This is a genomic window from Martinezella sp. CNPSo 3795, assembly GCF_057784475.1.
Window position 1 is genome coordinate 137,283 of the sequence record NZ_JBXSOQ010000013.1, and the last position, 24,267, is coordinate 161,549.

Sequence of the window (24,267 nt, forward strand, 5' to 3'; positions counted from 1 at the left end):
CGAGACGGTCGTCGCGTCAATTCATACCGCCGATGAGATAAGACATGGGAATCTGGATCGATACCGATATGGGATTCGATGACATCGCCGCCATCGTGGTGGTGGCGCATTCGGATCTTGTCATCGATGGCGTTTCGCTTGTCAGCGGCAATGCTCCGCTCTCGCAGGTGCAGGCCAATGCGGCGAGTGCTGCCACCGTCTTCAACTGGAACTTTCCGATGCATACCGGCCGCGAGCTGCCAGTGCTTTGTAGGCTGGAAACGGCGCAAGGCATTCTCGGCCAGAGTGGCATTCCCACTGCGGGCAGAAGCCTGCCGCCGGCCAACCCGCTTCCGGCGAGCGATGCCTTTGACGCCCTCAGCAATTGGCTCTCCGAGGGAAACAGCCAGAAGCGCATCCTGGCGCTCGGACCGCTTACGAACATCGCGGCGCTGGCGCTGGCACGGCCGGATCTCGCCGCCCGCATCGACGAGTTGACCTGGATGGGTGGCGGCGTCACCTCGGGCAACCACACGGCGTCGGCGGAATTCAATGCCTTTGCCGATCCGGAGGCGCTTGGGATCGTCCTTGCGCATGGCCTGCCATTGCGTATGGTCGATCTCGATATCTGCCGCAAGGTGCTGGCTTGGCCGGAAGATGTCACCCATATCCGGAAGATAGCCGGAGAAAAGGCGCAGCTGCTTGCAGACCTGCTGGAAGGCTACATCAACATCGCCGTCAGCCGCGGCAGACCGGCCATGGCGATCTACGATCCAACAGCGGCCGCCATTTTCGTCGAACCTGACATCGCTACCCTTCGGCATGCTCGGATCGACGCGGAACTGCAGGGGCAGCATACGCGCGGGCGCACCGTCGTCGAAACGCGGGCCTCGCATGGGCAATTCAATGCGCATTTCGCCGCGGAGATAGACGCGGAAAGGGCGCGCCGGATCGTCTTCGATGCGCTGATGCGGGAAGCCGGCCGCTGAGAAGTGACGGAGAAATATCGTATCTCAAACTCTCAAGCTGCGGTGATACAGGATGTACTGCAATGAGGCACGTTGAGAATCGTCTCACTGCTCTCTCAATTCCTGCTCGACCAGTGTCGTCCAGAAGGCCACGCCGGAGGCGATCGCCTCGTCGTTGAAATCATAGGCGGTATTGTGATGCAGGGCACCGTCAACGGCGGGGCCATTGCCGAGCCAGACATAGCAGCCGGGGGCGTTCTGGCCGAAAAAGGCGAAATCGTCGCCGGCTGTCGATGGCGGAAAGCGGGTCAGCACATTCTCGCCGAAAACAGTCGTCGCAGCTTTCAGCGCCCGCGCCGTGGCATCGGCATCGTTGACGACGGGCGGGATGCGGCGCTCGAATTGATAGTCGACGGCAATGTTGAACATGGCTGCAGTCCCCTGCGCCAGACGACCGATCTCCTCTTCCAGCTGATCGCGGACCTCAGGCGTATAGGCGCGCGCGGTGCCGCCGATCTCGACCGTATCTGGTATCACATTTAGCGCCTTGGGGTCGCCCGCCTGTAGCGAGCAGGCGCTGACGACGGCTGGCTGCAGCGGATCGACGACGCGGCCGACAATGGTTTGCAGCGCGGAAATGAAGGTTGCCGCCGCCGTGATCGGGTCCTTGCCGAGATGCGGCTTGGCGCCGTGGGTGCCGGTGCCGCGGAAGGTGATGCGCCAGCTGTCCGATGAGGCAAGCTGCGGCCCTTCGACAACGGCCATCTCGTCGACCGCGAGACCGGGCATATTGTGCAACCCGTAAACGGCGTCGCAGGGAAAGAGATCGAAAAGGCCTTCGTCCACCATGCGCTTGGCACCGCCTCGGCCTTCTTCGGCCGGCTGGAAGATGAAATGCACCGTGCCGGAAAAGCTGCGCGTAGCCGCCAGATGACGAGCGGCACCGAGCAGCATAGTTGTATGGCCATCATGCCCGCAGGCATGCATCTTGCCCGGAATGGTGGATTTATACGGGCGATTGCCCTTTTCAGGCATGGCGAGTGCGTCCATATCGGCGCGAAGGCCGATGCGACGCGTGCCATTGCCGACCTGTAGCGTGCCGACGACACCGGTCTTGCCGAGGCCGCGATGCACCGTCAGCCCTGCTTCCTCCAGCAAAGTGGCGACGATGCCGCTGGTACGCTCCTCCTCGAAGCCGAGTTCGGGATGGGCATGAAGATTGCGGCGAAGCGAGGTGAGGAAAGGAAGATCCGGTTCGATCTCGCCGGGAAAAGACATGGGGAGGTTCCTTCGGCATGGGGCATGATGATGGCGTGCCTAAAGCGCACCGAGATCTTTCAGATTCGCTTCTTGCGCTTTAGGACCTTGATTTGACGCAGGTCGTTGTCGCAAAACCGCTGCACACTTTTGCGCGACATGCTTTATCTTCCCGAAAGCATCGCCTGCTTCAACCCAAATGACGCTCAGGCCGTGAGCTTGTTGAAGACATGTGCCTTTCCGATGACGCTCACTGAAACCATGCTGCCGACCTCGGGCAGGCCGACGCCGGAGCTCTTGATATTCAAGGTTTCGGAGCCGTTGGCATTGGAGAGTACGACCGTAACGGCGCAGACGGCACCGCCGAATTCGATTTCCGTCACCTTGCCGATGCAGGCAGCTCCCGCTCCGGCCTCATCAATGGCCTCGAGGCGCAATTGCTCGGGCCGCAACATGATGTCGGTGCGTCCCTGCCGATTATCGGCATCGACCGCAATCTGTCCCAGGACGCATTTGGCAGACCCTTTGTCGAGATCAGCCGAAAGTACGATGGCATCGCCGAGAAAGAGCGCGGTCTCGCGATCTCTGGGACTGAGATAGAGCGCCTGCGGCGTGCCGGCCTGTATGAGCCTGCCCTCGCGCAGGACAGCAACCTGATCGGCAAAGGACAGCGCCTCCGCCTGATCATGCGTCACCAGGACCGCGGTGATACCGGCGATCTGCAGGACACGGGCGACGGCCTTGCGCATGTTTTCGCGCAGTCCTGTATCGAGGGCCGAGAAGGGTTCATCGAGCAGCATCAATCGCGGCTTGCGGCCGAGCGCTCGGGCAAGCGCGACGCGCTGCTGCTGGCCGCCGGAAAGCTGATGCGGCCGGCGGTCGAGCATGCCGCGATCGAGCTCGACCATATCGATGAGTGCATTGATGCGCTGATCGCGATCGCGCGCACCACGCTCCATGCCGAAACCGATATTCTCCGATACGCTCAGATGCGGAAACAGGGCTCCGTCCTGCGAGACGATGCCGATGCCACGGCGGTGCGCCGGCACGATGGCTTCGCCATCGGCCAGGGTCTCGCTCTGCAGCACCACTTGGCCCGCATCGGGCGTTTCGAAGCCGGCGATGATGCGCAGCAGCGTCGTCTTGCCAGAGCCGGAGGGGCCGACGATGGCGGTGCGGCTACCGGCTGATACCGTGAGGTCGATATTGTCGAGCGCCTGCACGGGGCCGTAACGCTTGCTGATGTTCTTGATCGCCAGAAAGGTCATTGTCCGGCCGTTCGCTTGGATTGCACATAGAGAAGAAGGGTGAGCGGCAGCGACAGGACGACCATCATAAAGGCGTAGGGTGCTGCGGAAACATAATCGATCTCGCTGGTCAGCGACCAGAATTTCGTCGCCAGCGTTTCTGTGCCGTTGGGAGAGAGCATCAGCGTCGCGGTCAGCTCGTTGGTGATGCCGAGCGCGACGAGCGCCACGCTCGCGGCAAAACCGGGAGCCGCGAGCCGCATGGTAATCTGCCGCACGGCCTGCGCGGGCGTGCGGCCGAGCGCCATGGCTGCACGCTCAAGCTCGACGGGCGCCTGGGCGATGCTGGCGCGCAGGCCGACCATGGCACGCGGCAGGAACAGAAGCACATAGGCGAGCAGCAGCGTCGCAAAGGTCTGGTAGAGCGGCAGGATCAGCCGGACGGTGATCGACACCAGGGCCAGGGCGACGACGACACCCGGCAGCGAGCCGACATAATAGTGGCATGCTTCGAGAATGCGCTGCAGCCGGCCAGGCGCACGCACCGACAACCATGCCATGGGGGCTGCTGCAATCGTGGCAAGAAGGCCTCCGGCGATCGCGAGAAGAATGGTCTGCAGCAAGGCCGAGCCGACCGTATCGATCCGCCAGACGTCGGCACCGCCAAGATAAAGCCAGCGGGCCAGGGTGACGAAGGGAACACCGAGCGTCAATGCGGCGGTAACGATGGGCAGCGCGACCGCGGGAACGACGAACCAGCCGAGACGACGGCGATCGGCGGGGCGGGCGGCACCCGAGCCGATGCGGGCATAACGCTCGTTGCCGCGCACCAGCACCTCGATGCCGAGCAGCAGCAGGCAGCAGAAGACGAGCACGCCGCCGAGCATGTTTGCCGCCGGGCTGTTATAGGCGGACTGAAACTGGTCGACGATCGCCGTCGAGAAGGTATCGAAGCGGATCATCACGTAGAGGCCGTATTCCGCCAGGAGATGCAGGCCGATCAGCAGCGAGCCGCCGCAGATGGCGAGACGAAGCTGCGGCAGGATTGCGCGGAAGAAAACGCGCCAGGGGCCGAGGCCGAGCGAGGCGGCGGCATCCTCGATCGCCGGATCGAGCCGGCGCAGGGCGGCCGCGACCGGCAGGTAGAGGAAGGGAAAATAGGCGAGCACCGAGACCAGCACGCCACTCCAGAGCCCGCGCATGCTCGGCACGAGGCTGACCCAGGCATAGCTGTGCACGAAAGCGGGCACGGCAAGCGGTGCCGCCGCAAGCCAGGACCAGAGGCGCGCGCCCGGAATATCGGTGCGCTCCGTCAGCCAGGCGAGCGTGACCGCCAGCAGGATGGAAAGAGGGATGGTGCAGACTTCGAGCAGGACGGTATTGACGAGCAGCTCGCCGACGCGATTGCGGAAGATGAGCGCTATGACTTCGGCCCAGCCTGTGTCGATCGTGATCCAGACGATGAAGCCGAGCGGCACGAGGCTCAGAAGCGCGACGACGGAAGCAAGGGCGACGACGGAGGCATGCCGGACGCGGCTGCGGGGGGCAGCCGTCAACGGGGGCATTCGCATGGCGGCAGGCTCGCCGGCATATGTGTTTTTCTGCAGCAAATCCGAGCTGCCTTTCACGCCCTGAAATAGGAAGGCAACCGCCGTTGACGGCGATTGCCCGATCGGTCGGCCTTAAAGGCCATCCCATGCCCCTAGCAGGGCATGCGACTGCGATGCAAGAGCAAAGCCCGGCCGAACGCGCGCGAAAGGCGCTGCGGGACGGGCTTTCGCCTTAGATGAGACCAGCTTCCGTCATCAGATCGGTGACCTTCTTGCTATTCAGCTTCGAAGGCTCGATCTTTGGAGCCTGCAGGTCGGGAATCGGCACCAGCTTCGGATTGGAAGCTTCGCCGTTGCCGACGGCATATTCATAGGAATCGCCATCGCGCAGAACGGCCTGACCGCCCTTGCCGGTGATCCACTTCAAGAAAGCCTGCGCTTCCTTCCGATGCTGGCTGGATGCCAGGACGCCGCCGCCGGAGATGCTGACGAATGCGCCCGGATCCTGGTTCTTGAAATAATGCAGCGAGACATTCTTGCTGTTTTCGCCGGTCTTGGCCTGATCGCCGAACCAGTAATAGTGATAGATGACAGCGCCTTCGATCTCGCCGGCATTGACGGCCTTCATCGCGACACTGTTGCCCTTGTAGAAGCTCGCATTTTCCTTCATCGCCTTCAGCCAGGCACGGGTCGCGTCTTCGCCCTTCAGTTCCAGAAGTGCGCTGACGATCGCCTGAAAATCGGCGCCGGCCGGCGAAGCGCCCCAGCGGCCCTTCCACTTGGGATCGGCGAGATCGAGGAGCGATTTCGGCAGATCAGCTTCCTTCAGCTTGGTCTTGTCATAGGCGAAAACGGTGGAACGCGCGGCGACACCGACCCAGTTGCCATCGGCAGCCTTGAAGGTTTCCGGCACCTGGGCGAGCGTGGCGGCATCGACGGGAGCGAAGAGCTTGTTGGCATCGACCAGCGTCATGCCAGGGGAATTTTCCGTCAGATAAACGTCTGCCGGAGAGGCAGCACCTTCCTGGACGATCTGGTTGGCAAACTGCATATCGCTACCGTTGCGGATCGTGACCTTGATGCCGGTTTCCTTGGTGAAGCCATCCGCCCAGGCCTGCGTCAGCGCTTCATGTTGAGCGTTGTAGACGACGATGCCTTCGGAATCGGCGGCATTCGCCATCATCGGAGCAACCGCAAGGCCCGCGGCGAGCGCCAGCGCACTGGTGAGATGAGAAAAGGAAAAAGTCATTAAGTCCTCTCGCTTGGAAACCACCGCCTGCAGCGGCAATGGAATAGCCTATATTTTTCCTGACCGTTTATTTCAAGTTTACGGTCGTTCCCGCTTATCACAAAAGTTTGAGAATAGAGTCAAGATTTCGCCGCTATCTCAGCAGCGAGGTCGAGCCAGGCGCGACCGGCATGCGACAGATATCCGCCGCGCCGCCAGATCCAGGCCATGTTCCACTCCATGCCCGGTTCGACGACAAGCGCATGGGCGATGCCCGAACGCTGGCGCTGTTCGGCAATCAGCCGCGGCAGGAAGCCTACACCGAGGCCCGCAGCGACCAGTTCGACAATGAAATTGATCTGGCTTGAGCGCGCGGCAATGTCAGGCACAAAGCCAGCCGCGCGGCAGGCGTCGAGAATGATGCCGTTCAGCGCGAAGCCGGTTTCGAAGAGGAGAAAGGGATTGTCCTTGAGTGCCGCCAGCGGCACCGTTTGCTGCCCGGCAAGCGGATGCGCCGACGGTAGGAGGACATGCATCGGCTCGCAGCGCACGGTCTGCCACTCGAAGACATCGGGCATCGGCAGCAGCGAGGCGCCGAGATCGACCTCATCGGCCAGTACCATTTCCTCGAGCCGCTTGGCGCCCTGCTCCACCAGTCTGATCTCTATGCCCGGATAACGATTGCGGAAGACGGCGAACACCGGAGCGAAGAGGGCATCATTGCCGATCGGCGGCAAGCCAAGCCGCAGGGCGCCGCGCGCGAGCCCACGAAGCTCCGACAATTCCGCCAGCAGATCGTCGCGCCCGGCAAGGATCGCAATTGCCCGACGATAGACCACCTCACCAGCATCGGTCAGGGTCACGCGATGGCCGATGCGGTTGAGCAGCGGCAGGCCAAGCTCATCCTCCAGCTGGCGCACGGCTTTGCTGACGGCCGATTGCGTAGTGAACACCACCTTGGCGGCTTCCGAAAAGCCGCCCTGGCGCACCACCTCGACAAAGGCTTTCAACGTCCGAAGCTCCATAACTATTCCTTATAGGACTAGATTTTATGAAATCAATTCATTTTCTTCATGGAACGGAAACGCCTATTGTCAGGTCAAGAGATTTTCCCGAGCCTTCCATGCGTATCGACCCAAAGAACCATCCGAAATTGAGCTGCCTCGCTCAGATCCTGCTGCTGCTTGCCTTCTGGCAAGCGGGCGAAGCCATTGTCCGCCTAGCACATCTACCGATACCCGGCGCCATCGCCGGCATGCTGCTGGTGCTGGCACTGTTTGCGAGCGGCAAAGTGAGGCTGGCAAGCATGAAGCGTGGCGCGGAGTGGTTTCTCGCCGAAATGCTCTTGTTCTTCGTGCCGGCAGTGCTGGCTTTGCTCGATCATGGCGAATTTATCGGCATCATCGGGCTGAAGGTGCTTGCGGTGATCTTCGCAGGGACCATCATCGTGATGGGCGTTACCGCGATAGCGATCGATTTTGGCTACCGCCTGATGATGCGTCAGGGAGCGTCACACCATGCCCACGATTGAAACCGCGGCATCAGGTCTGTTCTGGCCGCTGGCGACGATCGGACTTTATTATCTTTCCAAGACGCTCTATCGGCGTCGGCCTTCGCTCTGGCTGTCACCGCTGGTGGCGGCACCTGCTATCTTGATCGTGCTCGCACTGGCACTGCACGCAAATTACCAGGATTATATGCATGACAGCCGCTGGCTGCTCGCGCTGCTCGGACCGGCGACAGTGGCTTTTGCAGTGCCGATCTACGAACAGCGCGGCCTCATCCAGCGCTATTGGCCGGTCCTGCTGTTCGGCGTGAGCGTCGGCAGCGCCACGGCCATGGTTTCGGCCTGGGGGCTTGCAAGCCTTCTCGGCCTCGATGGGAACCTGCGGCTCAGCCTGATGCCGCGCTCGATCAGCACGCCGTTCGCCATGGTGGTTTCAGGCGATATCGGCGGCGTCCCCAATCTGACAGCCGTCTTCGTCGTCATCACCGGCCTGTTCGGCGCCGTGGTCGGCCAGGCACTGCTAAAGCTGCTGCCACTGAAGTCGGGCATGGCCCGTGGTGCGCTTTACGGCATGGGGGCACATGGCATCGGCGTCGCCAAGGCGCATGAGATCGGTCGCGAGGAAGGATCGATCGCCGGTCTCGTCATGGTGCTTGTAGGAGTGACGAATGTGCTGGCGGCGCCGCTGATCGCGTGGCTCCTGCATACAGCCTGAACGAAAAAGGCTACGGCACTTTCATGCCGCAGCCTTATTTCATTTCGCGAATCTGACTTAGTTGTCCCGCGTCTCCAGCGTTTTGCTGAAGAAGATGGCGATCAGCGTGCAGACGACGCCCGACAGCAGATAGAGGCTGGTATAGACGAGGCCGAACTGGCTGGAGAGGGCAAGCGCCACGAATGGCGCGAAGCCGGCACCGATCAGCCAGGAGAGATCCGACACAAGGGCCGAGCCGCTGTAGCGATAGTTCTGGCTGAAGCGGGAAGCGCTGGCGCCCGCCGCCTGACCGAAGGAGAGGCCGAGCAGCGTGAAGCCGAGAACTACGTAGATGTGGCGGCCAGTCGCGCCGCCATCGAGCAGCCAGGGTGCGACGAAGGCGAAGCAGGCGATCAACACCGCGCCGATGGCGAGCTGATTGCGGCGGCCAATCCGGTCGGCGAGCATACCGGAACAGATGATGGCGAGAATGCCGCAGATCGCGCCGAGGAACTCCACCAGCAGGAACGAACCGGGAGTCTGCTCGCTGTAAAGCGTCACCCAGCCGAGCGGGAAGACGGTCACGAGGTGGAAGGTCGCAAAACTTGCCAGCGGCACGAAGGCGCCGATCAGGACATCGCGGCCATGCACGCGCAGCAGCTCCGTCATCTTCACGGGCTCGAGTTCATGACGCTCCAAGAGCGTGCCGAACTCCTCGGTGGCGACCAGGCGCAGACGGGCAAAGAGCGCGACGACGTTGACGGCGAAGGCGCAGAAGAAGGGATAGCGCCAGCCCCAATCCAGGAAGTCCGCCGTCGTGAGGCTCGTGACGAAATAGGCAAACAGAGCACTTGCCAGCATGAAGCCGATCGGGGCGCCGAGCTGCGGGATCATCGCATACCAGCCACGATGGTTCGTCGGTGCGTTAAGCGCCAGGAGCGAGGCCAAGCCGTCCCATGCACCACCAAGTGCAAGGCCCTGACCGATGCGGAAAATGGCAAGCAGGATGATTGCGTAGACACCGACTTCCGAATAGCCAGGGAGGAAGCTCATCGCAGCCGTCGAGCCGCCAAGCAGGAACAGCGCGATCGTGAGTTTTACCCCGCGCCCGTAACGCCGGTCGATCGCCATGAAGATGAACGAACCGATCGGGCGGGCGATGAAGGCCAGCGCGAAGACCAGGAAGGAAAGCATCGTGCCATGCAGCGGGTCGGCGAAGGGGAAGATGAGCTTCGGGAAGACCAGTACGGATGCAATGGCATAGACGAAGAAATCGAAGAATTCCGACGTGCGACCAATGATCACGCCGATGGCGATATTGCCGGGTGCGACCGAGCCCCCCGCATGCATGCTGCGGGCATCGCTCTCCAGAGTTGAAGATGTGGGGTTCAGTGATTCATGCGTTACGCTGACCATGCGCGGGAGCCTCCCTCTCCGAGCACGAATTCCTCCACGAATTCGCGCGTAATGAAAATGTCGATCAAACGTGCGAACATATCAAGTATCCAGCATGAAATAATTCGCAAATTAGCAATCGGTCGGGCCATTATCTGCCTTTGGCGCCGCGTTCCGGACGAAGAAAAACCGCCGGTGATGGCCATTTGTTCCGATCCAGGTATATTAGCGCCGGCAAAAGCGAACTGCTTGATAGAAAACCTTCTGGATTTCTGAGGGTTTTCCCGATACGTGGGACAGCATTCCATACCGCAATGCACTCAAGCTTGCTGCGGTGCGACGAAACACCTCATATCGTTCATGACCGCCGTCCTTTAGTCGCGGTAGGGTCGAAACAAAAAGAGCTTTAAGACGTGCCAAGACTATCGAAGATTTTCAGCCGTTTATCCGTCATCCCTTTGTTTTTGCTGCTCTCAGGTTGCAATCTGGTGGTGATGGCTCCCTCCGGCGATATCGCCATGCAGCAGCGAGACCTCATCATCGTCTCGGTCGTGCTGATGCTGATCATCATCATCCCGGTGATCTTCCTGACGCTGCTCTTCGCCTGGAGATACCGCCAGTCGAACAACGAAGCGACCTACGAGCCGGAGTGGCATCATTCGACACGTCTGGAGCTGGTCATCTGGTCCGCTCCGCTTGCCATCATCATCGCGCTCGGCGCGGTGACCTGGATCAGCACCCATCAGCTCGACCCCTACCGCCCGCTCGATCGCATCGCCGCCGACAAGCCGCTCAGCGCCGACGTCAAGCCGCTGACGGTGGAAGTGGTCGCGCTCGACTGGAAATGGCTCTTCTTCTATCCGGAATACGGCATCGCCGCCGTCAATGAGATGGCGGCTCCCGTCGACCGCCCGATCAACTTCAAGATCACGGCCTCCTCGGTGATGAACTCCTTCTTCATCCCGGCGCTGGCAGGCCAGATCTACGCCATGCCGGGCATGGAGACGAAGCTCCACGCCGTCATCAATCATCCCGGCGAATTCCAGGGCCTGTCGGCCAACTATAGCGGCGCCGGCTTCTCGAACATGCGCTTCAAGTTCCACGGTTTGGATCAGGCCGGTTTCGACCAGTGGGTCCAGAAGGCAAAGAGCCAGGGCACGGCGCTCGGCCGCCAGGAGTATCTGGCGCTTGCCAAGCCCAGCGAACGCGAGCCGGTGCGCTACTTCAACGCCGTCGACGATGGTCTCTACAACGCCATCCTCAACATGTGCGCCGATCCGAGCAAGATGTGCATGAGCGAGATGATGCATATCGACGCCAAGGGCGGCGGCGGCAAGGAAAGCCACGAAAATCGCGAGCGCCTGATCTATGACAATCGCGATGGTGCCTCGGCCGAAGTTACGCCGGTCAAGGCCGACGGCGGCGCCGGCCACACCATGCAGCATGGCGACAACTCCATGCCGGGCATGGATATGGGCAACGGCTCTTCTTCCGATTCGTCGACCGGTTCGGCGCAGCATCAGGGTCATTGATCCGGTGCGCTCAATAACAAGACATTCATAAGGGACAGAGGCAATCCATGTTTTCCAACCCGGACCTCTATAAATTCATCTTCGGTCGGCTGACGCTCGACTCGATCCCGTATCACGAGCCGATCCTCGTCGTGACCTTCATCGGCGTCGCCATCGGCGGCATCGCCGTCCTCGGCCTGCTGACCTATTTCCGCCTCTGGGGCTATCTCTGGAAGGAATGGTTCACCAGCATCGACCACAAGAAGATCGGCATCATGTATGTCGTGCTGGCGCTGATCATGCTGCTGCGCGGCTTTTCCGACGCGCTGCTGATGCGCCTGCAGCAGGCAATCGCCTTCAACGGATCCGAAGGTTATCTGCCGCCGCATCACTACGACCAGATATTCACGGCGCATGGCGTCATCATGATCTTCTTCGTGGCGATGCCCTTCGTCACCGGCCTGATGAACCTCGTCGTGCCGCTGCAGATCGGTGCCCGCGACGTTTCCTTTCCGTTCCTGAACAACTTCTCGTTCTGGATGACGACGGCGGGCGCGATCGTCATCATGATCTCGCTCTTCATCGGCGAATTCGCCAAGACCGGCTGGCTGGCCTATCCGCCGCTTTCCGGCATCGCCTATAGTCCCGATGTCGGCGTCGATTATTATATCTGGGGCCTGCAGGTCGCGGGTATCGGAACGACGCTTTCGGGCATCAACCTGATCGCCACCATCGTCAAGATGCGCGCGCCGGGCATGACCTTCATGAAAATGCCCGTTTTCACCTGGACCTCGCTCTGCACCAACATCCTGATCGTTGCGTCCTTCCCGATCCTGACCGCCACGCTCGCTCTGCTGACCCTCGACCGCTATGCCGGTACGAACTTCTTCACGAACGATCTCGGCGGCAATCCGATGATGTATGTCAACCTCATCTGGATCTGGGGCCACCCGGAAGTCTACATCCTGATCCTGCCGGCCTTCGGCGTCTTCTCGGAAGTCGTCGCCACCTTCTGCGGTAAGCGCCTCTTCGGCTACGCCTCGATGGTTTACGCCACCTGCGTGATCATGATCCTCTCCTACCTCGTCTGGCTGCACCACTTCTTCACGATGGGCTCGGGCGCCAGCGTCAACTCCTTCTTCGGCATCACGACGATGATCATTTCGATCCCGACGGGCGCGAAGCTCTTCAACTGGCTGTTCACGATGTATCACGGCCGCATCCGCTACGAGCCGCCGATGCTGTGGACCGTCGGGTTCATGGTGACCTTCACCATCGGCGGCATGACCGGCGTCATGCTTGCCGTTCCGCCGGCGGACTTCGTGCTGCACAACTCGCTGTTCCTGATCGCCCACTTCCATAATGTGATCATCGGCGGCGTGCTCTTCGGCATGTTCGCGGGCGTCAACTACTGGTTCCCGAAGGCCTTCGGCTTCAAGCTCGATCCGTTCTGGGGCAAGATGAGCTTCTGGTTCTGGCAGATCGGCTTCTGGTTCGCCTTCATGCCGCTTTATATCCTCGGCCTGATGGGCGTGACGCGCCGCGTCAGCCAGTTCGACGATCCGTCGCTGCAGATCTGGTTCATCATCGCCGCTTTCGGCGCCGGTCTCATCGCCATCGGCATCGCCTGCTTCCTCATCCAGCTGGCCGTCAGCTTCATGAAGCGCGAGGAGCTTCGCGACCATACCGGCGACCCGTGGGGCGGCCGTACGCTGGAATGGTCCACCTCGTCGCCGCCGCCGGCCTACAACTTCGCCTTCACGCCGATCGTCTACGATCATGACGCGTGGTGGGACATGAAGAACCGCGGCTATGTCAGGCCGACCGAAGGCTTCATTCCGATCCACATGCCGAAGAACACCGGCACGGGCATCATACTCGGCGTTCTCTCCATCGGCTTCGCATTCGGGATGATCTGGTACATGTGGTGGCTTGCCGCCATCACCTTCGTCGCGATGATCGTCATCACGATCGGCCATACCTTCAACTACAAGCGCGACTACCACATCCCCGCCGACGAGGTCGTTAAGACCGAGAACGAGCGTACGAAGCAGCTCGCAGGACAGGTGTAAGACTTATGACGACCCCAACCGCACACGCTCCCAAGGATGGCGAAACACCCGCCTTCTACATGACGGAAGAGCATCATCCGGAAGGCAGCACCATGCTGGGCTTCTGGATCTACATCATGAGCGACTGCCTGATCTTCGCAGTCCTCTTCGCCACCTTCGCCGTGCTCGGCCACAGCTATGCGGCCGGCCCGTCGCCGGCCGACCTCTTCGAGCTGCCGCTCGTCGCCCTCAACACGGCGATGCTGCTCTTCTCCTCCATCACCTATGGCTTCGCCATGCTGGCAATGGAGAAGGATAACAAGTCGGGCACGCTGATGTGGCTGACGATTACGGGCATCTTCGGCGCCCTCTTCATCTTCTTCGAACTCTACGAGTTCTATCACTTGATCCTCGATGGTGCCGGCCCGCAGCGCAGTGCATTCCTCTCGGCCTTCTTCACGCTGGTCGGCACGCACGGTCTGCACGTCACCACCGGTATCGTCTGGCTGATCACGCTGATGGTGCAGGTCGGCCGCTATGGATTGATCCCGGAAAACAAGCGCCGCCTGATGTGCCTTTCGATGTTCTGGCACTTCCTGGACGTCGTCTGGATCGGCGTGTTTTCTCTCGTCTACCTCATGGGAGTTCTCGGATGAGCTCGAACGCTAACCATTCGCATCATTCCGGCGACGCCCACGGCCACGATCACCATGGCGGCCACGAGGCGGCGCACGGCACCTTCAAGAGCTACATGACGGGGTTTATCCTCTCCGTCATCCTGACCGCCATTCCCTTCTGGCTGGTCATGGCCAAGGTCATCCCCGATCCGGCCGTCACCGGAGCGATCGTCATGATCCTCGGTGCGATCCAGATCGTCGTGCACATGATCTACTTCCTGCACATGAACACCCGCTCAGAAGGCGGCTGGAACATGATGGCGCTGATCTTTACGATCGTGATCGTCATCATCGCGCTGTCCGGCTCGCTCTGGGTCATGCATCACCTCAACGCGAACATGATGCCCATGTCGCCCGAGATGATGCGCAACATGCCGTAAATTCCAACGGCGGGCCTTCAGGCGAAGGCCCGCCCTCTTCCGGCGTGAAATCCGCCGGGTGCTGCGCGTTGCATGCTTGAAATGCCGAAAGCCGCAGCCAAATCTTCCCGACCGCGCATGATCTTCAGCGAAGAGAATTGAACCTCCCGAAATCATGCGGCAGCGCCTCCCCGGAGATCAGCGCCATGACCGATATTCCCTCGAACACTTCTCAGGGCAAGCCGCGCTCGACGCTGACCCTGGTCATCTGGGTGTCGCTGCTTCTGCTTCTGACGGCCCTCCTCATCGGTCTCGGCACCTGGCAAGTGAAGCGGCTGCATTGGAAGCTGGATCTGATCGCCCGGGTCGATGCACGCGTGCATGCGCCGCCGGTTCAGGCACCCGGCCCGACGCAATGGGCCGATATCACGGCCGAAAACTCCGAATACAAGCATGTGCAGGCAAGCGGCACTTTCCTCAACGACAAGCAAGTGCAGGTCTATGCCTCGACCGCCCTCGGCGCAGGCTATTGGGTGCTGACGCCGCTAAAGCTTGCAGATGGCACGATCATCATCATCAACCGCGGCTTCGTTCCCACAGAGAAGCGCAATCCGGCGACGCGCGCCGAAGGCGAGATTTCCGGTGAGACCACCGTTACCGGCCTATTGCGTATCAGCGAGCCCAAAGGCACGCTGCTGCGTTCGAACGTGCCGGCGGAGGAGCGCTGGTATTCGCGCGACGTGGCAGCCATCGCCGAGGCCCGGGGGCTGCAGAACGTGGCGCCCTACTTCATCGATGCCGACGATGCGAAAAATCCCGGCGGATTGCCCGTGGGCGGGCTGACGCAGATCACCTTCCACAACAGCCATCTCGTCTATGCCATCACCTGGTATGGACTGGCTACCATGACATTAGGGCTGGCCGTCTATCTCGTCTATTTCGAGCGGCAGCGGGCAAAAGTGGCCCGTTGATCGCCACCCTTTGCTTTCACGTAATTTCCGATGCCAAACCGCGCTTTTGCCGAAACTACTCAAAGGTCTGTGGGGATTCATCGTGAATTAAGGGCGGCTGCGGCGAGATGGGTGATAGCACCATTTATGCCGTGTGGATGGGAATGTTATGATCGAAGTTGGATTCGGCGATGGTTTGAACAAAAGATGAAGCTGCTGAAGCAGCAGTTTTGAGTTAGCGCTCCTCACGATAGATAGTGTCAAGTAATAGCCTGGAAATATTCAAAATAATGGATTGGTTCCCTATAGTCTTCATTACGTTCAAAGTTCTCGTGTTGGGCACGGGCATGTTCTTCGCCATCAAATGGCATCATGATCAAGGAAAGAAGAAATAACGAAACCAGCGGATCGTAAGCGCCCACCGAACACAGTTTGTCACTGCCGCTACGTCCGGATCGGTTGGTTGCCAGACAATACGACGCCATCTTCGCCCATTGGGCGTCAGTCAGAATAAACGGTCCATCAAAGGCTTGAATCACATCAAGCCAACGTGAATCCCACAGACCTTAGATCGTCATCTTCGGGAAGCGAAGCTGCCAGCGCCGGCCGTCACTCGTCATTTCGACAATCCCGAACGGCTCGACATCAACAGCCCAGAATGCTGCAGGCGGCGCCTGCAAGGCCTGCAGAACGGCAGAGCGAATGACGCTCGCATGGGTGATGACGACGATATGGCCGGCATCCTCGATATGATTTCCCATCCATTCGCTGACGCGTTTCATGACCGACAAGAGGGCTTCGCCGCCATGCGGCGCGACCGACGTGTCCGTCATCCAGAGCGCGAGGGACTCCGCATCCCTTTCATGCAGTTCGGCTAGCGATTGCCCCCGCCAGTCGCCATAATCGCATTCGCGCAAGGCGACATCCGGGATAGCGTCGAGACCGAGGACCGCGGCGGTCTGGCGCGCGCGCAGAGCCGGGCTCGCCCAGACCCGATCGATCGCCCCCAGCCCGAAGGATAAGGATTGAGCCTGCTGAGCCGCCTTCGCCTCCAAGGGTTCGTCATCCGGAAAGCAGCCATTCCGATTGGCTTGCGTTGCCCCATGGCAAATCCAGCTCAAACGCGTTTTCATGAAACTCCTCTATTCCATCCCCTGGTGCGCTCTTGTCGCGATTTCGCATCGCAGTGGCGCTTGATTGACAATTATATTTGCAGATAGCTATAAACTTGCACTTGCGGGTGTGGAAGCCGGTGGAAACCCGGCGCGGTCGCGCCACTGTAATCGATGACGGAAACTTCGCCTTCGAGAGCCAGACCCTTCCCGCACGAACCCTTCCGCAAATGGAACGCGCTTTTCTTAACGAGGGAAATACAATGTCCGACACCACTTTCGCCCCATCCGCAGTTCCGCAGCCGATTCCGCTCGGCCAAATCCTGCCCTGGGCCATTTTTGCCGGCCTGCTGATGCTGCTCGCGATCTATTTCATCGGTGCAGAGGAAGGCGCGACCTCGCTCTTCTCGGGCATGTATGTGCACGAATTCGTGCATGATGCCCGCCACCTTCTCGGCTTCCCCTGCCACTAAGGGTTCAAGCACATGGTTGGACGTCTTTTGCTCCGCGGCATGATCGTCGGGGCCTTGGCCGGTATTTTCGTTTTTGCTTTTGCCCACATCTTCGGCGAACCGCTGGTCGACTGGGCCATCGGGTTTGAAGAAAAGGCCGCGCAGGCGGCCGGCGAAGCTCCTGAACCAGAGATTGTCAGCCGCGCTACGCAGGCGGGCATCGGTCTCTTCACCGGCAGCGTGATCTTTTCCACCGCAATCGGCGGATTGTTCGCGCTGGTTTTCTCCTTCATCTACGGCCGCATCAGCCCCTTGGGTGCGCGCGGCACGGCAGCGCTGCTCGCGCTCGCCGCTTTCGTGACGATTTCGCTCGTGCCCGATCTCAAGTATCCGGCAAATCCGCCGGCCGTCGGCAATCCCGATACGATCGGCGCGAGAACGGAACTGTTCTTCATCATGATCGTTGCCTCCGTCATCGGCATGATCGTCGCCGTCGGCTTCGGTCGGAGGCTGGCGGCGCGATATGGTTCCTGGAACGGTGCGATCATTGCCGGCATTGGCTACATCGCCTTCATCGCGCTGATCCAATATCTGCTTCCCCCCATCAACGAAGTGCCCGAGCAGTTTTCCGCCGTCGTGCTCTGGCGCTTCCGCGTCACCTCGCTCGGCATGCACGCCATTCTCTGGACGACGCTCGGTCTTGCCTTCGGAGCCTGGGCGGAACGTCAGTTGCCGCAGACACGCTACGGCAATGCGGCCCTACGCCGGGCTTAGTGTGGTAAATAGATCGCATCCCGCGCATGGCAACATGCGCGGGAGACGCCCGTATCCAGGTGGCGTCCTATTTGCAATCTTCTGTCTCATCGTTGCAGGTTGGCCAGCTTCGGTTGCCGCACATGGCGGCGGCTCCTCCGGCAGCCAGGCCGGCATCCCGATTCCCAGTCTCACCCATGGCGAGATGGCGGTGATCGCTCCCTATTACGGGCGGATCATCTCGCTTGCCGAGAGCATATCGGATACCGACGAAACCTTCCGCCGTCTCTTGAACTTCGCGCAGATCCAGCGCGCCTATTGCCTATGGGGCGTGATGCCAGGCAGCGTCAGCGACGAGGAAAGCCCTTTCAACGAATGTTCGCACGCCTATTTTGCGGCTGCAAAAGCAGTGCTGCTGCAGATGCGCGTGATGAAAGTGGAAAAGGAACCGGTCGACGACCTCGTCTCCGATATCGATATGGCACTCGTGCGCAATAATCTCTCGCTCGTCCTGTGCAAATTCAGCGGCGAGAACTTCAACACGGCCGATCTCATCCGGCCGAAGCTTGCAGATATCGCGCTTCATGCGAAAAGCCTTGCTGCGATCTTATCGGCCAGCCTGTTCGTACTTGCAGGGCTATGGTTAGGAGCGCGCGCATTGCGGGCGCAAGCTCAATCTTAGGAACCGCTGCGCACTGTTCCTCGAACTGGCCTTAACAAAACACCGCCGCAAGATGCGGCGGTGTTTCTGATCTTACCAGTAACGCGGGCGATCGCGCCAACGGTCATCGCGCCAGCCATCGCGATGATGGCGATGGCCGTGCCAGCCCCATGGCGGCGGCGGTGGCGGCCTGTAGTACCCCCAGCGCCGGGGCGGCGGACCCCAGCGATTGGGGCGGCATTCGCCCCAGCGCGTCAGGTGCCAGCCACGACCGCAGGCATAGTCAACTTTCACGATCGGCGCTGAGGCCGCTGTCCCAACGGCTGGGATAGGCATTGCCTCTGCCGAAGATACAACCAGGCTGCCAAACAAGGCAGCGATGGCAATCACGGACGATCTCATTTTGATGGCCCTCTATCCAAGTCCCTTACATGCGGGATTTAACCCCCTAAGGTATGAACGCCGGCTGAACCGAAAAAGGTCATTTGACGGCGAAATCAAGATCAGACCAAACGCCTGACCGCAGCCAAAAAAGCGTCCTGTTGCCGGTATTTGCAGCCAGCCGCAACCTACTCGCGCGTCACGAGAGTTTCATGAAGGAGGCTTACACCAACGATATCAATTGCCATAAAGGAGTTTGGGATGGTCGACCTCGCTTCAAACACTTCGGAGGGTGGCAATGCCAACCATCCAATTCACGGCGCCGGTAGTTCGGCAAAATGGTTTCTGCCGATCTTCGGTGTCGTCGTGCTGGCCGGCCTTGCCTATGTCGGCTATGCTCTTGGCAGCGACCTCGCCGAAGCCGCCGCCGTTCCGTGGATCCTGCTCGGCCTGGCGCTGCTGATCGCGCTCGGCTTCGAATTCGTCAACGGCTTCCACGATACTGCCAACGCCGTCGCCACTGTCATCTATACGCGCTCGCTGCCGGCGGAATTCGCCGTCATATGGTCGGGCTTCTTCAACTTCCTCGGTGTTCTCACGTCTTCAGGCGCCGTCGCCTTCGGCATCTTGGCGCTGCTGCCGGTCGAACTCATCCTGCAAGTCGGCTCCGGCTCCGGTCTCGCCATGGTCTTCGCCCTGCTGACCGCCGCCATCATCTGGAACCTCGGCACCTGGTATCTCGGCTTGCCGGCCTCGAGTTCGCATACGCTCGTCGGCTCGATCATCGGGGTCGGCCTCGCCAACCAGTTCCTGGCACCCGCCGGCTCCGCCACCAGCGGTGTCGACTGGTCACAGGCAAGCAACGTCGGCATGTCGCTGCTCCTGTCGCCGATCATTGGCTTTGCCGCAGCTGCAATATTGCTGCTGGTCGCCAAGGTGCTGATCCGCAACAAGGAGCTTTATGAAGCGCCGAAAGGCAATACGCCGCCACCGATCTGGATCCGCGGCCTGCTGATCTTCACTTGCACCGGCGTCAGCTTCGCTCACGGCTCGAACGACGGCCAGAAGGGCATGGGCCTCATCATGCTTATCCTCATCGGCCTCGTGCCGACGGCTTTCGCGCTGAACCGCACACCCGATGTCAACTATCTCGAAGCTTACAAGGCTGCCTCAACGCAGGTTGAGACCGTGCTTGGCAAGTACGTGAAACCGGGCGTTGCCGCTCCGGCCGATCCGAAGGCCGCTGTCAGCAGTGCCGTCAAGACCAAGACCTGGACGGACGCGACGACGCCGGCTCTTCAAGCATACATTCATGCCACGAGCGCCGAGATCGCCGCCTATCCAAGCGTCGAGAAGCTGCCAAACGGGCTCGTCGGCAACGTTCGTAACGATATCTACCTGATCGGTGAATCGCTGAAGCTCATCGACAAGCAGAAGCTGCTGCCGATGAGCGCCGACGACCTGAAGGCCGTCACGAACTATCATGCCGCCGTCGATCACGCGACCAAGTTCATCCCGCTCTGGGTGAAGGTTGCCGTCGCCTTGGCGCTCGGCCTCGGCACCATGGTCGGCTGGAAGCGCATCGTCGTCACCGTCGGCGAAAAGATCGGCAAGACGCACCTGACCTACGGCCAGGGTGCCGCCGCCGAAGTCGTCGCCATGCTGACGATCGGTGCTGCCGACCATCTCGGCCTGCCGGTCTCGACCACGCACGTCCTGTCCTCCGGCGTCGCCGGCACCATGGCCGCCAACGGTTCCGGCCTGCAATGGTCGACCGTGCGCAACATGCTGATGGCCTGGATCCTAACGCTGCCGGCCTCGATCGCGCTTGCCTTCGTGCTGTTCGTCGTGCTGCGCCAGGTCTTCTAATCGTCGCGATAAAGACGTCGAACATTCTCGATAAGACTATGGCGCCCCTGACGGGGCGTCATTTCATTTGCAGCATTCCGCCGACGGACACGGCACTGCGACCGGCATCGCAAAACGCATTGAAAGCGTTCGCGAGATCCGCCTGCATTCCCACGGAGCATCGAAGCCGAGCCGTCAGGAGCGCATGAGGCGCCTGTTAACGGATTGCTTCAGCCGACGCCTTCCCTCTTGTTGCCGTTCGCACCGAGGCCGGAAATCTTGGCAAGTTCCGAGCGACGGTTGGCGTAATTCTGAGCAACCATCGGATAGTTGGGAGCAAGTCCCCATTTCTGTCTGTATTCCTCGGGCGTCATGCCATAATGCACGCGCAAATGGCGCTTCAGGGTCTTGAAGCGTTTGCCGTCTTCGAGGCAGACGATGTAGTCGTTTGTTACCGATTTCTTCAAATCCACCGCCGGCACCAGGTTGCTTCGATCGACGATCGAAGCCGACCCATCCAACGTTTGCAGCGCCTCGTGAATATCCTTGATAAGCCTGGGGAGGCTGTGAACAGGGATGGCATTATGGCTGACATAGGCCGAAACGATCTTCACGCAGCCATCGAACAAAGCAGGCGTCTTCTGGGGGGCGGGGTCTTTTCTTTCGCTGAAAGAATCCATGATCTTTTCCCGGATCTCATTTGGTTCCTCGTGCGCCGCCCCGCTCGAATTGCATCATGCGCGATACCCGCAGCCGGGCAGCGCGCCGTTTCGATTTGCGCCCTGTTCCAGGGGCGCGATCCCGGTTTGGTAACCGGGGTACAATGCGACCGCATGAAATGCGTGCGCAATCACAGCCGGTAGCTTTTCGCTCCGTATCCCATATCCGCAGCGGTCTGCGGCAGTTCGCCGGCGGAGTCCGAGAAGTAGACCGCCAGCTTGTTGCAAAGAGTGACGAGCGGCATGCCGAGCATGAACGCCGTATGAGTGGGATCTCCGCCGCAATGCTGCAGCGTCTGGAGAATAAGTTTGCGCTCGACATCCTCCATCGTCTGGCCGACGAGGCTGCTGACGGCGGTATCGACCGCTCCCTGCAGCAAACGGCCATCGCCAAGATGGAGGGTGATCTCCTCGATCAATCGATTTTCGCTTGCGGTCACGATAACGACATCATCAGCATGACCGCCGAGCTCGCACAGGACGTAGAGCCCGGTCTCGGCATCTATGCTGACGCGGCCAATCGCTTCTGCCGCCTGATCGCAGATAAGGACATGCGGCTCGGTTCCGCCGACGAATGTGGCGACCAGCTCGCCGCTCCCGGAAAAGACGATGCGAAGCCGGCTCACAAAAGCGCGCAGCAATGTCTTCGTCTTGAGCTCGCTCGCAGCCCGAGCCGCCGAGATCTGATAGGCCGATGTGAAAGCCGGCTGCTTCATCATGACCTCACCTGCAAGGCCCTGATGGCAGGCTTCGGCGAAAGACCGGCATACATACGCCACGCATAAGGTTTGGAGATCGCGGTCATATTCGGCGGGAAAATCATTCCACCCCCCGCAAGACGGCTTTCCGCTTATAGCGCCGGAGCTGGGCCAAGGAAACCGGCTTCGACAGCAGGAAGCCCTGTACATGCGTTGCGCCCGCTTCCCGCGCCACATCGAGTTGGGAGCTGGTTTCGATACCCTCGACGACGACAAAGGGAGCAAAGCAGGCGGCAAAACCGACGAGATGGGAGAGGCTGTCGCTTCCGTCGCGCCCTTGCCTGTTATCCCACACAAAGGCTGCATCGATCTTGACGATATCGGCGGGCACCTGCAACAGCGATGCCGGCGTGGCGAAACCCGACCCGAAATCGTCAATGGCGATACGACAGCCGAGGTCACGGATCATCTTCATGCGTTCGATGGATGCGCCAACCACGGGATAACTTTCGGTGACCTCGATGATGAGGCGCGAAGCAAGCTCCGGGCGGCGGCTGATTCGGCCGAATACATCGGCGAACCGATCACGGCGCGACAGGCTGGTGGCGGAAAGATTGAAACCGAGAACCAGCGCCTCATCCGCAGTCAGATCGGACAGCACCATATCCAGAATGCGCAGATCGAGATCGAACCAGCGATCCTGCCGCTCGAGCAGCGAGACGAAGGTGCCGGCCGTGTGCACGGTGCCGTCCGAGTCCGTTACGCGCGCCAGGCTTTCCGCGTAGAATACCTTGCCGACATTTCCGGCATCATGAATCCATTGCGCCGCAAAACCCAGGCCACCTTCAGCGATCGCCTTCAAGATCAGGGCTCCATGCCCCTCCTCCTCGCGGCTTGCACTACCGTTCATCGGATTTCCCTTTCGGGGCGACGCGGTGATCGAGGAACATCCAGGAGCAGGAAACAGCAGATGATGAACGGCGCGTCTCGCTCCGAAACATCGGATTCCGGTGTCTATAATCCGCTTCTTCCATCTTCCAGACACCCTCAAACCTCAATCATTGAGGCCCCCTTCATCGAGCTGGAAATATTGCGCCGAAGACCATAGTCAACCCGGCACGGATATGCCTACGAGATAGTTATTTAATAATTGCTAATACACTAATTAACTAGCGCTGCAAAAGTCAATCTCCGCGCAGCTTCTCCCGCACAACTAAACTAAAATATTAATGCTCTTCAACAATTATTCAGCACTTGCCGTCTGGGACCACCAGCCACTTTGCCGCGCCGCCTGCAGGGCTAAATCCAGAGGCGGCAGATCCTGGTGCCACAATCTTTCCCACTCCAGACTCATGATGCCGGCATAACCATCGGCATCGAGCGCTGACCGCAGTGCCGCCATCGGGAACTCGCCGGTACCGGGCAACACGTAACTGTAGGGCAGTCTCGGCCCCGGCACGGAAACGCTGTCCTTGATGTGGAGATGGTGCGTGTTGCGCCGAACCTGCTTCCAGGTTTCGACGGGATCTTGCCCGCCCTTGCGCCAAGTATGATGCGTATCCCAGATAAGAGCGCAATCGGGCGCTATTTCAAGGAAGCGTGGAATAGCGTCCGGCAATGCAAGAAAATCATGTGTCTCGACGACCATAGCGGCATGAAAGCCTTCACGCTCCGCAGTCTCACGCCACCATTGCAGCGTCGCCAGCGCCTCGGCCAGCTCGCCCTTGTCGGCGGTTTCGCCGCCGTCGAAAACCCGGAGCGAACGAACGCCGACGGCCTCCGCCCATGGAAGATAGCGCAGGAACTCCTCCTTCGCCTGCGCTGTCGCGCCGACAAGACGCAGCGAAGTATTGAAGGCACAGACGCTAACGGGAGAGGCCTGCAGCACTTTGGCCAAGCCGGCCGGAGAACCGAACCTTTCGGTGAAATAGGCAACCAGATCGACAGTGCCGCCAAGGGCGCGGATTTCGATGGCGCCGATGCCATGCTTCGCTGCCAATCCGAGGGCTTCGCTCAATTCGAATTCCGCACATCCCAGTGTGGAAAATGCCAACATTGTCCGCGACCTGTCACTATCAACTGTGATCACCAGAGCCTCCTCCGCCCGGTCGGCACCCGCTCAATGCGCGGATGGATACGCTCCACCCATCCGCGGTCTGCGGCTCGACATAAGTAACCAAACGGATAATTAAGGAGCTGGCTTCGGCCGTCAAGCACCGATCGCAATCCACCCCGTGGGGCAGCTCATCAACGATCAAAGGCGCGGCGAG

25 protein-coding genes are annotated in these 24,267 nt (G+C 60.3%); 12 read left to right on the plus strand and 13 right to left on the minus strand.

Annotated elements, in window-relative coordinates; genetic code table 11:
- The first annotated feature begins 44 nt into the window (after positions 1-44).
- On the plus strand, positions 45-968 hold the full coding sequence (locus tag AC13QY_RS27610) for a nucleoside hydrolase (protein WP_488494320.1): 924 nt from the start codon (positions 45-47) through the stop codon (positions 966-968).
- An 84-nt stretch (positions 969-1,052) separates the two neighbouring features.
- Here the strand turns inward: AC13QY_RS27610 and AC13QY_RS27615 are convergent, their stop codons facing one another.
- From AC13QY_RS27615 to AC13QY_RS27635, 5 genes are all read right to left on the minus strand, one after another.
- Positions 1,053-2,225, minus strand: a complete 1,173-nt coding sequence (locus AC13QY_RS27615; protein WP_488494321.1) for a M20 aminoacylase family protein — start codon at positions 2,223-2,225, stop codon at positions 1,053-1,055.
- A 185-nt stretch (positions 2,226-2,410) separates the two neighbouring features.
- Positions 2,411-3,472 carry an ABC transporter ATP-binding protein gene (locus tag AC13QY_RS27620; protein WP_488494322.1) on the minus strand — a complete coding sequence of 354 codons (1,062 nt, stop codon included), beginning with the start codon at positions 3,470-3,472 and terminating at the stop codon, positions 2,411-2,413.
- On the minus strand, positions 3,469-5,016 hold the full coding sequence (locus AC13QY_RS27625) for an ABC transporter permease (protein WP_488494338.1): 1,548 nt from the start codon (positions 5,014-5,016) through the stop codon (positions 3,469-3,471). The genes AC13QY_RS27620 and AC13QY_RS27625 overlap by 4 nt, the downstream gene beginning before the upstream one ends.
- Positions 5,017-5,233: 217 nt before the next feature.
- On the minus strand, positions 5,234-6,250 hold the full coding sequence (locus AC13QY_RS27630; protein ID WP_488494323.1) for an iron ABC transporter substrate-binding protein: 1,017 nt from the start codon (positions 6,248-6,250) through the stop codon (positions 5,234-5,236).
- A 119-nt stretch (positions 6,251-6,369) separates the two neighbouring features.
- A complete protein-coding gene (locus AC13QY_RS27635) occupies positions 6,370-7,254 on the minus strand; it encodes a LysR family transcriptional regulator (protein WP_488494324.1) in 885 nt (294 codons plus the stop codon).
- Between the two features lie 98 nt (positions 7,255-7,352).
- Between AC13QY_RS27635 and AC13QY_RS27640 the strand changes: the two genes are divergently transcribed.
- Complete coding sequence (locus tag AC13QY_RS27640) at positions 7,353-7,760, plus strand: CidA/LrgA family protein (protein ID WP_488494325.1); 408 nt, start codon at positions 7,353-7,355, stop codon at positions 7,758-7,760.
- Positions 7,747-8,451, plus strand: a complete 705-nt coding sequence (locus tag AC13QY_RS27645; protein WP_488494326.1) for an LrgB family protein — start codon at positions 7,747-7,749, stop codon at positions 8,449-8,451. Before AC13QY_RS27640 ends, AC13QY_RS27645 begins: the two co-directional genes overlap by 14 nt.
- 57 nt (positions 8,452-8,508) lie before the next feature.
- Here the strand turns inward: AC13QY_RS27645 and AC13QY_RS27650 are convergent, their stop codons facing one another.
- A complete protein-coding gene (locus AC13QY_RS27650) occupies positions 8,509-9,846 on the minus strand; it encodes an MFS transporter (RefSeq protein ID WP_069610898.1) in 1,338 nt (445 codons plus the stop codon).
- 392 nt (positions 9,847-10,238) lie between these two features.
- Between AC13QY_RS27650 and cyoA the strand changes: the two genes are divergently transcribed.
- The 5 genes from cyoA (at position 10,239) to AC13QY_RS27675 (ending at position 15,394) form a co-directional block, all read left to right on the plus strand.
- Positions 10,239-11,357: a ubiquinol oxidase subunit II gene (gene cyoA, locus AC13QY_RS27655; protein ID WP_488494327.1), complete on the plus strand. Its 1,119-nt coding sequence runs from the start codon at positions 10,239-10,241 to the stop codon at positions 11,355-11,357.
- A 47-nt stretch (positions 11,358-11,404) separates the two neighbouring features.
- The gene (gene cyoB, locus AC13QY_RS27660; protein WP_069610896.1) at positions 11,405-13,408 is read left to right on the plus strand and encodes a cytochrome o ubiquinol oxidase subunit I; all 2,004 of its coding nucleotides are present in this window, start codon (positions 11,405-11,407) and stop codon (positions 13,406-13,408) included.
- Between the two features lie 5 nt (positions 13,409-13,413).
- A complete protein-coding gene (gene cyoC, locus AC13QY_RS27665; RefSeq protein ID WP_095433549.1) occupies positions 13,414-14,043 on the plus strand; it encodes a cytochrome o ubiquinol oxidase subunit III in 630 nt (209 codons plus the stop codon).
- Positions 14,040-14,444, plus strand: coding sequence for a cytochrome o ubiquinol oxidase subunit IV (gene cyoD / locus AC13QY_RS27670; RefSeq protein ID WP_092714481.1), 405 nt, complete (start codon positions 14,040-14,042; stop codon positions 14,442-14,444). Before cyoC ends, cyoD begins: the two co-directional genes overlap by 4 nt.
- Positions 14,445-14,629: 185 nt before the next feature.
- On the plus strand, positions 14,630-15,394 hold the full coding sequence (locus AC13QY_RS27675; protein ID WP_488494328.1) for an SURF1 family protein: 765 nt from the start codon (positions 14,630-14,632) through the stop codon (positions 15,392-15,394).
- 239 nt (positions 15,395-15,633) lie between these two features.
- On the opposite strand, the gene AC13QY_RS27680 is transcribed toward AC13QY_RS27675, so the two are convergent.
- Positions 15,634-15,912, minus strand: coding sequence for a hypothetical protein (locus AC13QY_RS27680; RefSeq protein WP_488494329.1), 279 nt, complete (start codon positions 15,910-15,912; stop codon positions 15,634-15,636).
- Between the two features lie 27 nt (positions 15,913-15,939).
- Positions 15,940-16,506, minus strand: a complete 567-nt coding sequence (locus AC13QY_RS27685; RefSeq protein WP_113333566.1) for a histidine phosphatase family protein — start codon at positions 16,504-16,506, stop codon at positions 15,940-15,942.
- A 242-nt stretch (positions 16,507-16,748) separates the two neighbouring features.
- Between AC13QY_RS27685 and AC13QY_RS27690 the strand changes: the two genes are divergently transcribed.
- The 3 genes from AC13QY_RS27690 to AC13QY_RS27700 are packed head-to-tail and all read left to right on the plus strand — an operon-like array spanning position 16,749 to position 18,372.
- A complete protein-coding gene (locus AC13QY_RS27690; RefSeq protein ID WP_113333565.1) occupies positions 16,749-16,958 on the plus strand; it encodes a CbtB domain-containing protein in 210 nt (69 codons plus the stop codon).
- Positions 16,959-16,970: 12 nt separating this feature from the next.
- On the plus strand, positions 16,971-17,711 hold the full coding sequence (locus AC13QY_RS27695) for a CbtA family protein (protein WP_488494330.1): 741 nt from the start codon (positions 16,971-16,973) through the stop codon (positions 17,709-17,711).
- A gap of 34 nt (positions 17,712-17,745) precedes the next feature.
- Positions 17,746-18,372 carry a hypothetical protein gene (locus AC13QY_RS27700; protein WP_488494331.1) on the plus strand — a complete coding sequence of 209 codons (627 nt, stop codon included), beginning with the start codon at positions 17,746-17,748 and terminating at the stop codon, positions 18,370-18,372.
- A gap of 72 nt (positions 18,373-18,444) precedes the next feature.
- On the opposite strand, the gene AC13QY_RS27705 is transcribed toward AC13QY_RS27700, so the two are convergent.
- Positions 18,445-18,753: a GCG_CRPN prefix-to-repeats domain-containing protein gene (locus tag AC13QY_RS27705; protein ID WP_095433542.1), complete on the minus strand. Its 309-nt coding sequence runs from the start codon at positions 18,751-18,753 to the stop codon at positions 18,445-18,447.
- A gap of 240 nt (positions 18,754-18,993) precedes the next feature.
- Between AC13QY_RS27705 and AC13QY_RS27710 the strand changes: the two genes are divergently transcribed.
- A complete protein-coding gene (locus AC13QY_RS27710; RefSeq protein ID WP_113333562.1) occupies positions 18,994-20,601 on the plus strand; it encodes an inorganic phosphate transporter in 1,608 nt (535 codons plus the stop codon).
- A gap of 209 nt (positions 20,602-20,810) precedes the next feature.
- Here the strand turns inward: AC13QY_RS27710 and AC13QY_RS27715 are convergent, their stop codons facing one another.
- From AC13QY_RS27715 to AC13QY_RS27730, 4 genes are all read right to left on the minus strand, one after another.
- Entirely contained in the window at positions 20,811-21,260 is a 450-nt protein-coding gene (locus AC13QY_RS27715) for a Ros/MucR family transcriptional regulator (RefSeq protein ID WP_113333561.1), read from the minus strand.
- A gap of 170 nt (positions 21,261-21,430) precedes the next feature.
- Complete coding sequence (locus tag AC13QY_RS27720; protein ID WP_269245698.1) at positions 21,431-22,018, minus strand: helix-turn-helix domain-containing protein; 588 nt, start codon at positions 22,016-22,018, stop codon at positions 21,431-21,433.
- A gap of 100 nt (positions 22,019-22,118) precedes the next feature.
- Positions 22,119-22,907 carry an EAL domain-containing protein gene (locus AC13QY_RS27725; protein WP_113333559.1) on the minus strand — a complete coding sequence of 263 codons (789 nt, stop codon included), beginning with the start codon at positions 22,905-22,907 and terminating at the stop codon, positions 22,119-22,121.
- A 333-nt stretch (positions 22,908-23,240) separates the two neighbouring features.
- Positions 23,241-24,014 carry a sugar phosphate isomerase/epimerase family protein gene (locus AC13QY_RS27730; protein WP_488486726.1) on the minus strand — a complete coding sequence of 258 codons (774 nt, stop codon included), beginning with the start codon at positions 24,012-24,014 and terminating at the stop codon, positions 23,241-23,243.
- Between the last annotated feature and the right edge of the window lie 253 nt (positions 24,015-24,267).

Coding starts and splice junctions, on each gene's coding strand:
- AC13QY_RS27610 (WP_488494320.1), top strand. CDS start 45: ATGGGAATCTGGATCGATACCGATATGGGATTCGATGACATCGCCGCC.
- AC13QY_RS27615 (WP_488494321.1), bottom strand. CDS start 2,225: ATGTCTTTTCCCGGCGAGATCGAACCGGATCTTCCTTTCCTCACCTCG.
- AC13QY_RS27620 (WP_488494322.1), bottom strand. CDS start 3,472: ATGACCTTTCTGGCGATCAAGAACATCAGCAAGCGTTACGGCCCCGTG.
- AC13QY_RS27625 (WP_488494338.1), bottom strand. CDS start 5,016: ATGCCCCCGTTGACGGCTGCCCCCCGCAGCCGCGTCCGGCATGCCTCC.
- AC13QY_RS27630 (WP_488494323.1), bottom strand. CDS start 6,250: ATGACTTTTTCCTTTTCTCATCTCACCAGTGCGCTGGCGCTCGCCGCG.
- AC13QY_RS27635 (WP_488494324.1), bottom strand. CDS start 7,254: ATGGAGCTTCGGACGTTGAAAGCCTTTGTCGAGGTGGTGCGCCAGGGC.
- AC13QY_RS27640 (WP_488494325.1), top strand. CDS start 7,353: ATGCGTATCGACCCAAAGAACCATCCGAAATTGAGCTGCCTCGCTCAG.
- AC13QY_RS27645 (WP_488494326.1), top strand. CDS start 7,747: ATGCCCACGATTGAAACCGCGGCATCAGGTCTGTTCTGGCCGCTGGCG.
- AC13QY_RS27650 (WP_069610898.1), bottom strand. CDS start 9,846: ATGGTCAGCGTAACGCATGAATCACTGAACCCCACATCTTCAACTCTG.
- cyoB (WP_069610896.1), top strand. CDS start 11,405: ATGTTTTCCAACCCGGACCTCTATAAATTCATCTTCGGTCGGCTGACG.
- cyoC (WP_095433549.1), top strand. CDS start 13,414: ATGACGACCCCAACCGCACACGCTCCCAAGGATGGCGAAACACCCGCC.
- cyoD (WP_092714481.1), top strand. CDS start 14,040: ATGAGCTCGAACGCTAACCATTCGCATCATTCCGGCGACGCCCACGGC.
- AC13QY_RS27675 (WP_488494328.1), top strand. CDS start 14,630: ATGACCGATATTCCCTCGAACACTTCTCAGGGCAAGCCGCGCTCGACG.
- AC13QY_RS27685 (WP_113333566.1), bottom strand. CDS start 16,506: ATGAAAACGCGTTTGAGCTGGATTTGCCATGGGGCAACGCAAGCCAAT.
- AC13QY_RS27690 (WP_113333565.1), top strand. CDS start 16,749: ATGTCCGACACCACTTTCGCCCCATCCGCAGTTCCGCAGCCGATTCCG.
- AC13QY_RS27695 (WP_488494330.1), top strand. CDS start 16,971: ATGGTTGGACGTCTTTTGCTCCGCGGCATGATCGTCGGGGCCTTGGCC.
- AC13QY_RS27700 (WP_488494331.1), top strand. CDS start 17,746: ATGCGCGGGAGACGCCCGTATCCAGGTGGCGTCCTATTTGCAATCTTC.
- AC13QY_RS27705 (WP_095433542.1), bottom strand. CDS start 18,753: ATGAGATCGTCCGTGATTGCCATCGCTGCCTTGTTTGGCAGCCTGGTT.
- AC13QY_RS27710 (WP_113333562.1), top strand. CDS start 18,994: ATGGTCGACCTCGCTTCAAACACTTCGGAGGGTGGCAATGCCAACCAT.
- AC13QY_RS27715 (WP_113333561.1), bottom strand. CDS start 21,260: ATGGATTCTTTCAGCGAAAGAAAAGACCCCGCCCCCCAGAAGACGCCT.
- AC13QY_RS27720 (WP_269245698.1), bottom strand. CDS start 22,018: ATGATGAAGCAGCCGGCTTTCACATCGGCCTATCAGATCTCGGCGGCT.
- AC13QY_RS27725 (WP_113333559.1), bottom strand. CDS start 22,907: ATGAACGGTAGTGCAAGCCGCGAGGAGGAGGGGCATGGAGCCCTGATC.